Source organism: Flavobacterium kingsejongi (assembly GCF_003076475.1).
Classification (GTDB): Bacteria; Bacteroidota; Bacteroidia; order Flavobacteriales; family Flavobacteriaceae; genus Flavobacterium; species Flavobacterium kingsejongi.
The window spans coordinates 2,474,040-2,486,422 of record NZ_CP020919.1; the positions used below are offsets into that span (position 1 = coordinate 2,474,040).

Annotated in this window: 11 protein-coding genes; 7 read left to right on the forward strand and 4 right to left on the reverse strand. The window is 40.7% G+C overall.

Annotated features, from left to right (window positions below):
- Nucleotides 1-48: 48 nt before the first annotated feature.
- A complete protein-coding gene (locus FK004_RS10855; protein WP_108735429.1) occupies nucleotides 49-1,260 on the forward strand; it encodes an IS256 family transposase in 1,212 nt (403 codons plus the stop codon).
- On the opposite strand, the gene FK004_RS10860 is transcribed toward FK004_RS10855, so the two are convergent.
- Nucleotides 1,257-2,432, reverse strand: a complete 1,176-nt coding sequence (locus FK004_RS10860; protein WP_108737279.1) for a hypothetical protein — start codon at nucleotides 2,430-2,432, stop codon at nucleotides 1,257-1,259. The genes FK004_RS10855 and FK004_RS10860 overlap by 4 nt on opposite strands.
- 172 nt (nucleotides 2,433-2,604) lie before the next feature.
- On the opposite strand from FK004_RS10860, the gene FK004_RS10865 reads away from it, so the two are divergent.
- From FK004_RS10865 to FK004_RS10880, 4 genes are read left to right on the forward strand one after another with little or no spacing between them, the layout of a single operon-like run.
- Nucleotides 2,605-3,582, forward strand: a complete 978-nt coding sequence (locus FK004_RS10865) for a GNAT family N-acetyltransferase (RefSeq protein ID WP_108737280.1) — start codon at nucleotides 2,605-2,607, stop codon at nucleotides 3,580-3,582.
- A complete protein-coding gene (locus FK004_RS10870) occupies nucleotides 3,579-4,682 on the forward strand; it encodes a DegT/DnrJ/EryC1/StrS family aminotransferase (protein ID WP_108737281.1) in 1,104 nt (367 codons plus the stop codon). Before FK004_RS10865 ends, FK004_RS10870 begins: the two co-directional genes overlap by 4 nt.
- Nucleotides 4,673-5,686 (forward strand): glycosyltransferase family protein, encoded by a 1,014-nt coding sequence (locus FK004_RS10875; protein WP_157956076.1) that lies wholly within the window; start codon nucleotides 4,673-4,675, stop codon nucleotides 5,684-5,686. Before FK004_RS10870 ends, FK004_RS10875 begins: the two co-directional genes overlap by 10 nt.
- 1 nt (nucleotide 5,687) lies before the next feature.
- A complete protein-coding gene (locus FK004_RS10880; RefSeq protein ID WP_108737283.1) occupies nucleotides 5,688-7,190 on the forward strand; it encodes an oligosaccharide flippase family protein in 1,503 nt (500 codons plus the stop codon).
- A gap of 1 nt (nucleotide 7,191) precedes the next feature.
- Here the strand turns inward: FK004_RS10880 and FK004_RS10885 are convergent, their stop codons facing one another.
- A complete protein-coding gene (locus tag FK004_RS10885) occupies nucleotides 7,192-8,085 on the reverse strand; it encodes a glycosyltransferase (RefSeq protein WP_108737284.1) in 894 nt (297 codons plus the stop codon).
- Between the two features lie 47 nt (nucleotides 8,086-8,132).
- On the opposite strand from FK004_RS10885, the gene FK004_RS10890 reads away from it, so the two are divergent.
- Together FK004_RS10890 and FK004_RS10895 are read left to right on the forward strand one after the other, a co-directional pair.
- On the forward strand, nucleotides 8,133-9,236 hold the full coding sequence (locus FK004_RS10890; RefSeq protein ID WP_108737285.1) for a glycosyltransferase: 1,104 nt from the start codon (nucleotides 8,133-8,135) through the stop codon (nucleotides 9,234-9,236).
- Nucleotides 9,237-9,239: 3 nt separating this feature from the next.
- A complete protein-coding gene (locus tag FK004_RS10895) occupies nucleotides 9,240-10,334 on the forward strand; it encodes a glycosyltransferase family 4 protein (RefSeq protein WP_108737286.1) in 1,095 nt (364 codons plus the stop codon).
- Here the strand turns inward: FK004_RS10895 and FK004_RS10900 are convergent.
- Nucleotides 10,327-11,208: a glycosyltransferase family 2 protein gene (locus FK004_RS10900; RefSeq protein ID WP_157956077.1), complete on the reverse strand. Its 882-nt coding sequence runs from the start codon at nucleotides 11,206-11,208 to the stop codon at nucleotides 10,327-10,329. The two genes, FK004_RS10895 and FK004_RS10900, sit on opposite strands and share 8 nt — an antisense overlap.
- 36 nt (nucleotides 11,209-11,244) lie before the next feature.
- The gene (locus FK004_RS10905) at nucleotides 11,245-11,928 is read right to left on the reverse strand and encodes a cell division ATP-binding protein FtsE (RefSeq protein ID WP_108737288.1); all 684 of its coding nucleotides are present in this window, start codon (nucleotides 11,926-11,928) and stop codon (nucleotides 11,245-11,247) included.
- Between the last annotated feature and the right edge of the window lie 455 nt (nucleotides 11,929-12,383).

Genomic DNA, 12,383 nt, shown 5'->3' on the forward strand with positions numbered 1-12,383 from the left:
TATAGAATTTAAAAGAACTACATTTAAATAATTTAAAAAGAGCGGATTATGATCGAAGATGGTAAATTACCCAAAGATTTTGCAAAGCAATTTAAAAACAAAGAAGACTTCCATACTTTTTTTCAAGACCTGTATAAACAAGGCATTGAACAGCTACTCCAGGGAGAATTGGATGCTCATCTGGGATATGAGAAGCATAATATTGACGGATACAATACAGGCAATAGCCGTAATGGTTCTTTCTCAAAGAATATAAAATCAGAGACTTTGGGCAATATGGTCCTGGCTATTCCCCGGGATAGAAATGGTGAATTCGAGCCTCAGGTCATCGGAAAAGGCCAATCGATGAGTGAAAAGATTGAAGATGCTATTTTAGGAATGTACAGTCGTGGAATGACCCGTAGTGATATTGTAGAACAAGTTAAAGAAGTTTATGGGATATCAGTAAGTGAGTCCACGATTTCGACCATCTCTGATAGAATACTGGCTGATGTTGATTTATGGACTAAAAGGGCTTTAGAACCACAGTATCTGATTGTTTGGATGGATGCTGTGCATATGAAAGTAAGAACAGATGGGAAATATGAAAACCATGCAATTTACATTGTAATCGGACTAAAAACAGATGGTAAGAAAGAAGTATTAGGAATGTGGCTAAATAAAGAAGAGTCGGCTTCATTTTGGATGACTGTACTCTCTGACATAAAATCTCGTGGAGTAAAGGATATTCTCATTGCCTGTACAGATAACCTTACCGGATTTACAAAAGCTATCAGAGGTGTTTTTCCAAATACAGAATCCCAGCTTTGCATTGTTCATCAAATAAGGAATAGCCTTAAGTTTGTAGTAGTTAAGGATAGAAAAGCATTTTGCAGTGCAATGAAAGAAGTATATACTGCAATAAATCAGGAAGAAGCCGTTTTAGCTCTGGCTGAATTTAAAAAAAACTGGGAAGCAAAATATAAATATGCCGTTTGCTCCTGGGAAAAGAATTGGGAAAATCTCATGCCTTTTTTGGCCTATCCTGCTGAAATCAGGAAAATAATGTACACCACAAATACAATAGAAAACTTAAACAGGGGAATTAGAAAATATACCAAAACAAAAGTGCAGTTCCCAGATGAAAAAAGCGTCAAGAAATCAGTCTATTTAGCAATACAAAATTGTGAAAAAAGCTGGATAAATGCAATACCAAGCTGGGGATTAATCATGAATCAGTTCTTGGTCATATTTGGAGAAAGGTGTAATATTAAACACTAAGAACTGTTTACACAAAATTTCGACCAGTCTCCCATAATATCAAAATCAGACGTAATAGTATCGTCCAGTACCAATACAATATGATGTGTTTCACTTCCACCCACCGGAATATCAGCATTGGTATAGTTGAGGGCAGCAAAGTTTGCATTGATGTAGATGCTTATGGGTGTAAGTGCAGGCAATAACTGTGTCGCTTCGGTATTGTTGATGGTATAGTCTACTTCGATAGTTTTGGAATCACAGGTGGTTGCTACTTCGTTGATCGTTACAGTCGCGTCAGGAAGCTGGCTGTTGAGCTTGGTGATGACGGTATTGATCATTACAAAATCCTGCCCGGAGGTGAGTTGGATGTGGGCGGTCTGGTCGCCAACCTGAATCGTATTCTGGATATTGTAGATGTCCAGGTCCATATTGTAAAGGTTGGACATTCCGGTAACACTATTGGTGCCATTAAAGGCATTGTTGGCCGGGTTAAGTGGCGGATTACTGATTACGATGCCATTAATCTTTAGCGTTTCATTCACCGCAATATTCCGATCCCCTTCCCAGGCAATGAAGCCTATCTTGGCATTTTCATTATCAATTACATTCAGGCTTGTCAGGGTAATATTAAGTTCATTAGGTACATGTTGGAGCCCATCATATACATTCAGTTGATTGAGGGGAAGCGACTCGTTTTTATAAATGATAAGAATGGCCCAGCCGCCAAAGTTAGTGCCATTTGCACAGTAGGCAGGGTTATTGGCGATAACTGCGGTAAGGTCCAGATCGGAAAGGGTATAATCCCCATTTCCGGTATTCTGTACTAAGGAAGTAACTTCAGCAAAAGCACTAAAATAATATAAGTTAGTGTTGAAAGTACTAAAGGTCCTTTCGGCATTGATTTCGTGATTGTTCAGTTTTACATTCAAATCTCCGGTACCGGATCCTGCCCAGTATAAATAGGCTTTTTCTATTTCATCGTCACTATTGAGTTGTAAGGTTGCTGTAGAGCTGGTCAGTATATTACACGGAAAACCCAAGCCATTTTCCTGCAAGTTGAGCGTATTTCCGATAAAGGTAAAATCATACCTGCCGTTGAATTGCTGTAACAGCGAAACATCCTGAGCGATCGCAGCACAGGAAAAAAAGAGTAAAACAATAAAATGAAAGCGAAGTAATTTTTGTTTCATTAACTGCTGTTTAAAAAAATTGTGCTTAAAAATAGTAAATATTTATCAGAGAATACGTTAATGTGCTGTGTCTTATTTAATTTCTGTTGTGACCCTACCGTAAATATAAGCCTTAGCTAAGGAAGGAAGTTAACTGAAAAATTAGTAATTTTCCGAAGTTTAAATTTTTGAAGTGGGCAATTATAGTATTCGGAACTACCAGCAGGCGGATTATCAAAAGTGGAACGCTTTTATCGCAACCGCAAAGAATGCAACTTTCCTGTTTCATCGTGATTTTATGGACTATCATGCCGATCGGTTTTCCGATTTTTCATTGATGGTGTATAAAGGCGATGATCTCATTGCTGTTTTACCGGCCAATACGTCCGGAAGCATCGTTATATCACACCAAGGACTAACCTACGGCGGGCTGGTTTTGGGTGCTGCAACGAAATTGATGGAGGCTATTGCTATTTTTCGGGAGTTGCTGTTTCATCTGTACCAACTTCAAAAAGAGACAGTAGTACTTAAAGTAGTACCCGAAATTTACCATGATCTTCCTTCGGATGAAATTAATTATATATTGTTTTTGGCGGAAGGTCGCCTGATGCGTCGTGATACATTATCGGTAATCGACTTGCAACATCCCATAGGGATTACCTCCGGAAGGATGGAAGGTGTAAAAAAAGGAATCAGGCAAGGGCTTGAAATTCGGGAGACCGATGACCTCAAACCATTTTGGAACGAAATACTGATCCCAAATCTTTGGGATAAACATAAAACACAACCGGTGCATAGCCTCGAAGAAATACAACTTTTAAAAACACGGTTCCCAAAACAGATCCGCCAGTTTGATGTAGTGCATCAAGGGAGAATCGTAGCAGGAACCACTATTTTTGAAAGTAATCATGTTTTTCATGCACAATATATTTCCGGAAACGGCCAGAAAAATGAGTTAGGCAGTGTCGATTTCTTGTACCACCATCTTTTGACAGCGGTATTTAAGGACAAGAAATATTTTGATTTTGGCATCTCGAATGAAGCACAGGGACGAAAGCTAAATTCGGGCCTGTTGTTTTGGAAAGAAAGTTTTGGCGCCCGAACCATTGTTCATGATTTTTATGAAGTGGCTACCGCTCATTATGATAAACTTGACTCAATAGCATTATGATACCATTTCTCGACCTGAAAAAAATAAACCAAAGATACCATATCGCTTTTCAGGATAAGATGGTACAGTTCCTGGATAAAGGATGGTACATATTAGGAGATGAGGTACAGCAATTTGAAAAATCATTTGCCGCCTATTGCGGTACGGAATATTGCGTAGGCGTAGGCAATGGACTGGATGCCTTAACACTGATTTTCAAAGCCTATATTGAACTTGGGAAATTACAGGAAGGGGATGCTGTATTGGTTCCGGCCAACACCTTTATTGCAAGTGTCCTGGCGATCCTTCATGCCGGATTGGTACCTGAACTGGCAGAACCGGATCTGAATTCCTATAACCTGGACTTAAACAGCATACAAAAAAGCAGGACTTCAAAGACTAAGGCAATTTTAGCGGTTCATTTGTATGGGCAATTGGCACCAATGGAGGAGATCATGGAGTATGCGTCAAAAGAAGGATTGCTGGTGATTGAAGATGCGGCGCAGGCACACGGAGCAATGAATGCCGAGGGAATGAAAGCCGGAAATCTTGGCCATGCTGCTGCTTTTAGTTTTTACCCGGGTAAAAATCTGGGGGCTTTGGGAGATGCGGGAGGAGTGACCACGAATGATAAAGCGCTTGCGACGATGATTGCTTCCCTGCGGAATTATGGATCAGAACAGAAATACCAAAATAATCATATCGGATATAACAGCCGCCTGGACGAAATTCAGGCCGCTTTCCTGAATGTCAAACTTCCGGATTTGGACGCTGATAATGTCATCCGTAGAAAAATAGCCGCACAGTATTTGGATAACATTACCAATCAAAAAATTATAATGCCACAGTATGATGGCAGCAGAAATCATGTCTTTTATGTATTTGTGATCCGGACAGCGAACAGGGAGGCACTGCAACATTATTTAGCAAACAACGGCATACAAACGTTGATTCATTATCCTGTGGCCCCCCATAAGCAACAAGCATTACCAGCAATGAACGGACTTTCTTTTCCGGTTACAGAACGCATTCATGAAGAAGTATTGAGTATCCCAATTAGTCCTGTGATGACAGATAAGGAAGTGGAATCGGTTATAAAAGCACTGAATCAATGGATATAATCATCAAGTCTTTCAATCGGCCCTATTATCTTGATCGGTGCATTCAAAGTATTAAGATGCATTGTACCGGGGCGGTTTATACGATTAAAATACTGGATGATGGAACACCTCAAAAATATTTGGATAAAATAGTGGAGCAACATCCTGAAGTGCTCATTAGCAGATCAGCACTTGCCTCCCAAAAAGCGCAACAGATTACCACTACCAGTAGTACAGTCATCAAAGAAATTCCTGTTGAGTTGTGGGTAAGTGCGGCCAAAGATGCATCGGATTATTTCCTGATGCTGGAAGATGATTTCTGGTTTACTGCGGCAACAAATCTGGACGAACTTGAAACGGCAATGCGAAGGGAAAAAATGATCTGCCTGAAGTTGTTTTGGTTGGGAAATCCTATGCTGATTCATGGAAAACCCCTACAGAAAACTGACTCCTATATACAATACAGACCAGCGTTATTTACTAAAAAGCCAATTTTATACCGTCTTATTTTTAGAGTCAACCGGTATAAAATCAGGAAAGTATTGGCGTTATTTAAGCTGTATACGCTGGAAAAAGCTTTACGGTATTATTCGATTTATACAGTAGCAGGAGCAGTATTTCAAAAAGATTATTTTTGTGCATTGTGGGAAGATCATAGCGTTACCGTAGATGAAGGGAACCAATTGCAAAATGCCGTTTCGTATCTTTATAAGCATCAGGATGATGTGCATTTCGGACATACCAATGAAGAGGTGCTGCAAACAGGATTTACTTCTTCAGCGACAAATAATCCTAAAAGTACAGCTGCTCATTTGGATATGTTTCATTTCAACAAATGCCTGAATGAAGCCTGGCTCGCAGGAAATCTACAAGCGATGGAAGGCTATCCCAATGATTTTCCATCCGAATCTATCACTACATTATTGTTTGAAAATGCACTACCGGAAACACAGCCCGAACACTGGCGGTTATGGATGCATGAATTTAAGCAGCAATACCGCGCAATAGGGTGTAATATAAACTGATATGCGGAACGAAAGTACAGAAACTTCTCATAAAACGATACTCAAAGCCACTGGGATTTTCGCTTTTACACAGGTATTTAAAATAATGATTGGTGTGATCGGATCCAAATTTGTTGCGGTTTTCCTCGGGCCGGCAGGAATTGGTATTTTGGGACTTTTGAATAATACCTTAGCGATAATAGGTTCTGTAACTGGTTTAGGCCTGAATATTAGTGGGGTTCGTGAAGTGGCTATGGCCTCAACGGAAGAAGATCCCATTCGGTTTTCGAGTCGGCTGATTATTTTAAAACGATGGTCTGTAATGGTGGGGATCACCGGATTTTTAGTTACGCTGCTATTTTCACCACTACTGAGCCGCCTGACTTTTGGGTCTGCTGATTATACCATCTGGTTTGTTATGTTGGCCTTTAATTTTATTTTTAGTGCGGTGGCTTCCAGCCATGCTGCCATATTGCAGGGATTGCGCATGCTAAAATTATTTGCGGTGTCCAATGTGATCTCTTCCTTTCTGGTGGCAGTTGTCACTGTACCGATTTATTATTTTTTCAGGATGGAAGGCATAGTACCCGCTTTGTTTCTGGCAAGTAGCATCAACCTATTGGTCAATTGGTATTTTACCCGGAATCTTATTCCTGAAAAAGTAAGTATTACACTGGCTGAAACCATAGCGAAAGGGAAACCACTATTAAAAATCGGTTTTTTATTATCACTCAATGTCATCTTTGGGCAGCTTTGTGTGTATTGTATCAAATGGTACCTCAACGGAAGCGGCTCTACCAGTGAGATACTGGGATTGTATGAAGTCAGTACAGTGATTCTCGTATCCTATGTTGGTATGATATTCAATGCCATGGGAACTGATTTTTATCCGAGGCTTACTGCAATAGCGAAAGACAACGGCAAGGTACGTACATTAGTAAACGATCAGATTGAAATTGCATTACTGCTGATCACACCCGCAATTTTGTTCTTCTATTTTTTATCGCCACTGATCATCGAATTGCTGTATACAAAAGATTTCTTGGGAGTACTACTCATACTTCGTGCAGCTTTATTTGCGGTCATCATTAAAGGGGTCATCTGGCCGTTGGGATTTATTATTTTATCCAAAGGCAATAATATGCTCTACTTTGTGCAGGAAATCATTAGCGATCTGCTCAATATTGCGCTTACAATTGGTTTATACCATTATTACGGATTAATCGGGATCGGTATTGCCAGTGTGATTCACTTTGCACTCTACGGGTTTTACATCTATTATATTGTAAACCGTAACTACAATTTTAGTTTCCGTACTGAAACCTTAAGGATAATTGGGGGGACTGTTTTTTTAGGTAGTTTGGCGACAGCAGTTGTTTTTTACATGGACTATCCTTATGCTTATTTTCCGCTGGGTGGGCTCTTTATCATTGCGACTTTATTTTCCTCACGCCAACTGAATCGAAAAATTGACTTAAAAAGCTACCTGGAAAAAATCCGGGATAAGATCCGTAAGCGCTCTTAATTCAGGAATGGAGCAGTGTTTTAAAATCCAGGAAGATATAGCGCAAAACAAGGGAATAATTCCGGTTTTTAAAGTTCAATCCAATTTCATGATGGATTCTTTTTCGCAGGGCTTTATTTTCGGATTTTTTTGTATTCAGCGAATAGGCTTTTGTAAGGATACGGTAAGTAGAATGGTTTATTTTTCGGGAATAAGCGGTTCTCTTTTGATGAAAAGTAGTACCCAAAGAATACTGTACGCGCCTTTTTTGTACTAATACAGTATCGACATAATCAAACCAATAGTTCCTGGCACTTCGAATCCAGAAATCAAGGTCTTCATAAGACAAGCTTTCATCATAGCCTCCGAGTTTATCAAAAAGAGCTTTTTTGATCATGGCAGCAACAGAGCAGAGTACATTTCCACCTGATAATACGGAAATATAAATATCACCAACAGGCCGTTTTTCAATGGTTTTTCCATTGGCATCTACCGGAAAAAAATACGATATAAACGAGCCGTTTTCTGTGATGTTTTCCGCATTTCCATACACAATAGCTAAATTTTCAGAATAAGGGCTTTCGTGAAATCTCTGGACTTGTAAGGCTACACTGTCCGGTAATAAGAGGTCATCTGCTGCCAAGTCTACAAGATAGTCTCCCTCCGCATATTGTGCCGCTTTATTAAAGGTTTTGGTAGTGCCCAGATTCTGTTCGTTTACAATCAGGCGTACCGACGGGTGGTTGGTGCGCCATTCCCGGATTACAGCAACTGAGCCGTCTGTGCTGCAGTCGTCAATGATGATTAGCTCGATTGCACTATAGTGCTGAGCGATTACCGAGTCTAAAGCGGCTGCCACATATAATTCCTGATTATAGCATACACAAATAATAGTTACTAAAGGATTATCAGTCATAATTGAGGCAGAAATTTCTATATTTGGTACGAAAATAACCATTACAGATGACAAACCAAAAGCAGAACTATAAAATTGCCCTGATTGGTTATCGGTTGAGCGGAGGTGGAGGCGACCGGGTCATGGCAAATTTATCGCTTTTCTTTGCCGAAAAAGGACTGGATGTCCATACTATTATTGTTTTGGATGAGGTTACTTTTCCGTATGCCGGAAAATTATTAAATCTCGGGTTACTAAAAAATAAAACCAATGGAATCTATAATAAATGGATCCGTTTGAAGGCCATCCAGCGTCATTTGAGAGCTCATAATTTTGATTTCATAATTGATTTTCGGTTTCGGAGCAAGCCCATTCAGGAATTGCTGCTCTCGCGGATCATTTACAATACCAAAACCATATTCACAGTCCACAGTTATTTGATCAACCACTATATGCCGGATTTTACGCCTTTAACCCGGTTGATGTATGGATCAGTCTATGCAAATGTGGCTATTACGGAACAGGCTACAAAACGTATTATCCAACAACATCAGTTGCGAAATACCAGGACGATTTACAACCCGGTTGATATAGCTGCGATACAGCAAAGTGCTGCTGAACCATTGGATTTGGGATTCCGCTATATTGTTGCTGTTGGGCAATTTTCAAATCCGATTAAGCAATTTGATAAGCTGATTACCGCTTATGCGAGTTCGGTATTGGCACAAAAACAAATTCATCTAGTCATCGTAGGTGAAGGTACGTTGCAACTCAAACTGGAAGAATTGGCTGCCAGTTTGAATGTCGCTGAAAAAGTGCATTTTGCAGGTTATCAGGACAATCCGTTTGCTTACATGAAAAATGCCCTGTTTACGGTACTCAGTAGCCGGAATGAGGGATTGCCAATGGTCATTTTAGAATCGCTGGCATCGGGAACTCCGGTAGTGGCTTTTGACTGTGATTCCGGGCCACGCGAAATGATTGTATCCGGAGAAAACGGGCTTTTGGTAGAAAACCAGGATGTGCCGAAACTTGCAGAAGCCATGAACCGCATGGCGACCGATAGTGCTTTATATGAAAGATGTAAAAATAATGCGTTGCCCAGTGTTATGCCATTTTCAATTGAGACAATAGGCAACCAATGGCTCGAACTCATGAAGATTAATTTATAACCGATGCGGATTCTATATATAACTCCCAGAATTAATAATCAGGGTGGAGTGGCTAAAGTCCTTTCCATTAAAACCGATTACCTGATCCGGAAATGGGGGCATGAAATCCATATCCTGACACAGAATAAAGGCAACGAAGATCTTTTTTTTTCTTTCCACCCTAAGATCAGGTTACATGATAATATACTGAAAGGCAAAGGACTTGCTTATTTTCGGTCTTACCAGCAGCAACTGCAGCAGACTGTTGATGCCGTACAACCCGATTTGGTTATCGTTACTGATAATGGCTATAAAGCGTTTCTGATTCCGTATACGCTAAAGACAAAAGCCCGGTTGATTTTTGAAAGTCACGGTTCTTTATACAACACCGAAAAACCAATGGGCCGCATTGGAACACAAGGGGTGACCCGCTTCAAAAAGATAGGCGTGAAGCGCTATGACCTTGTCGTTTTTTTATCAAAAGCCAACCAGGAAGAATGGGGGATTTTTGCAAAGGCAAAGGTTATTCCCAATCCAATAGTGCTGCCCGGTGAAAAAAGTACCGTAACCCGAACCCAAACTGTCATTGCTGTTTCCCGAAACTCCTACGAAAAAGGTATCGACCGGTTGTTGGCGATCTGGCAAAAGGTAGCCCAGGCAAATCCTGACTGGAAATTAGTGATCTATGGAAGTACCGAAGGCTATTACGATTTGAACCAATTGGCAACGGAATTCGGCATCCTAAATTCGGTATCTTTTTTAGCCCCCGTGCGCGATATCGAAGCGGAATATGATCGTGCCGCAGTCTATGCGATGACCTCACGTTTTGAAGGATTTCCAATGGTACTCCTGGAAGCGATGCGATCCGGTTTACCAACAATAGCGTATGACTGCCCGTGCGGACCAGCAGCTATAATTGAAAATGAGCATACCGGATTTTTGATTGCCGATGAGGCTATCCTGGACTATGCTAATGCACTGGATACCTTGCTGAAAGAGGCGGAATTGAGAAATAAATTGGGGGCAAACGCACAACAGGCCGTAAAAAAATATGAAGCAAGTGTGATTATGGAGGAATGGAATACAGTACTGCATTCACTCATTTCTACCACTATTTAAGAGAGCAGAGATAGCCCAATCGATACAGGTCAAAATAGAATAAATTAGGATTGGCTCTCAGTATTCTTTTTTTGAGAAAACCCGATACCACGGTAAAACCAAAACTTACAAATGGGCGCAGGCCATAGTTGCAGAGGGTTTTATAATGCTTTAACATTGGATTTACTTGTTCAATATTCGGTAAACCATATAATACTTCTTTTCGGGTTCGTACGGCATCCAGTGATTTCTGGAAAAAATCAGCATTGGGTTCCAATCCCAAATGGTATACCGGATTATTGATATGAAAGACGTTTACTTTCTGCAGATAGAGTTGGTAGGCAAAGTAGATATCCATCCCATAAAATTTTGTCGTTGGAAACACAACAGCCTGGAAAACGTTTTTCCGGAGCAGGATATTTCCGGACAGGATATGGGAATACGGATTTTTATTGCGTACTGTAGCCTCCTGTGATTCGCGTTGCATGCCAAATTTCCATCGCAATGCCGTTTCGGGATCCTTATGTTTCGCACTATACTGGCATCCTCCAAGTACGACTTCAGTATCGGGATGTAAGGCTTTACTGTACGTCAGCAAAAAATCCTCAGTCACAGGCAATACATCTGCATCCAGGAATAACAGCCAATCATATTGGGCTTTTTCGGCAAGGAGTGTCCGGGTTTTGGTGCGTCCTTCATTTTTTGAATTCCGGAAGTAGGTGCAACATGCTTTTGAGGCAATGGCTGCGTTTTCGGCAAGTATAGCCTCGTCAGTAGAGCAGTCATCACAACAAATGATCTCAAACTCATGATCCAATAATTTTCCTTGTTGCAACAAAGAGTCTATCAGGGGACTGGCATTGTAATTATAAGTCGGAATTAAGATAGAGAGCATAAGCAGGAGCATCGTTTAAGGTCAAAAGCGCAATCGTTATGTAGTGCGCTGTACCACTTCAAAGATCATACTGTCATCACATTTTAGCGTTTTTGATGGAAATTTCATCAGTAGGGCATAATCATGGGTTGCCATGATGATGGTTTTGCCATTTTGGTTAATTTCCCGAAGCAATTGCAATACCTCAGCACTCGTTTGTGGATCCAGGTTTCCTGTCGGCTCATCGGCCAATATCAATTCTGGATCATTCAGCAAAGCGCGGGCTATGGCGATACGTTGCTGCTCACCACCCGAAAGCTGGTGTGGCATTTTCAGGGCCTTGGATTTCATAGCCACCTTATCCAGTACTTCATCTATTTTAAGCTGAATTTCCTGTTTGTCAGTCCATCCGGTAGCTTTCAGTACAAATTCCAGATTGGCCGTAATCGTACGATCCGGAAGCAGCTTGAAATCCTGGAATACAATGCCAATTTTACGTCTTAGGTACGGGATATTTTTTTCTTTAAGCGATGCCAGGTCAAAATCAACGATACTCCCTTCGCCTTCCGTAAGCGGTAAATCAGCATAAAGCGTTTTCATGAAGCTACTCTTCCCGGAACCTGTTTTTCCAATCAGGTAGATAAATTCTCCGGAATTCACTTCCACATTGACATTGGAAAGTACAAGGTTTTTTTCCTGGTAGATATTGGCGTTTCTTAAAAATAAGACTGGTTGTGACATAATTGATTGGTATTAATTTTTTGAGCAAAAGGGCAGGCTGCTTTTTATCCCTGTTCCCGCCATACGCTTGTATTTTTTCAGCCGAAGAAAAATCGGCTAAAAAAGATACCACTGCTGTCGGGGCTAAAACGACGACCATAGTAGTGTTTATGCAGCTGGATTCCTCCTTTTGATTTCGTAAAAGTAAGAAGTTCAGCTGCGCAATCAAAATTTATTTATGAATCCGCAAAATCAGGAGGATTTCGTTTCTTTTCAGTTCCTCCCAAATGGCCGGTTCCGGAGGCAACATTAGCCACCTGTTAGCACTCAGGGCATGCATAACACAACTGGGACTCCCGGGCTAAAAAATGGAATTAACAATTTGAAACGGCAGGGGTTAGCTTTTAATTCGGGATCATTGCCCAAATCCTGATACTAAAAACTATCTTTGAAGCGTTATAAAATAAGAGAATTAT

Bases quoted from the DNA above. Each gene is read 5' to 3' on its own strand.
- FK004_RS10855 (WP_108735429.1), top strand. From the start codon at position 49: ATGATCGAAGATGGTAAATTACCCAAAGATTTTGCAAAGCAATTTAAA.
- FK004_RS10860 (WP_108737279.1), bottom strand. From the start codon at position 2,432: ATGAAACAAAAATTACTTCGCTTTCATTTTATTGTTTTACTCTTTTTT.
- FK004_RS10870 (WP_108737281.1), top strand. From the start codon at position 3,579: ATGATACCATTTCTCGACCTGAAAAAAATAAACCAAAGATACCATATC.
- FK004_RS10875 (WP_157956076.1), top strand. From the start codon at position 4,673: ATGGATATAATCATCAAGTCTTTCAATCGGCCCTATTATCTTGATCGG.
- FK004_RS10880 (WP_108737283.1), top strand. From the start codon at position 5,688: ATGCGGAACGAAAGTACAGAAACTTCTCATAAAACGATACTCAAAGCC.
- FK004_RS10885 (WP_108737284.1), bottom strand. From the start codon at position 8,085: ATGACTGATAATCCTTTAGTAACTATTATTTGTGTATGCTATAATCAG.
- FK004_RS10890 (WP_108737285.1), top strand. From the start codon at position 8,133: ATGACAAACCAAAAGCAGAACTATAAAATTGCCCTGATTGGTTATCGG.
- FK004_RS10895 (WP_108737286.1), top strand. From the start codon at position 9,240: ATGCGGATTCTATATATAACTCCCAGAATTAATAATCAGGGTGGAGTG.
- FK004_RS10900 (WP_157956077.1), bottom strand. From the start codon at position 11,208: ATGCTCTCTATCTTAATTCCGACTTATAATTACAATGCCAGTCCCCTG.
- FK004_RS10905 (WP_108737288.1), bottom strand. From the start codon at position 11,928: ATGTCACAACCAGTCTTATTTTTAAGAAACGCCAATATCTACCAGGAA.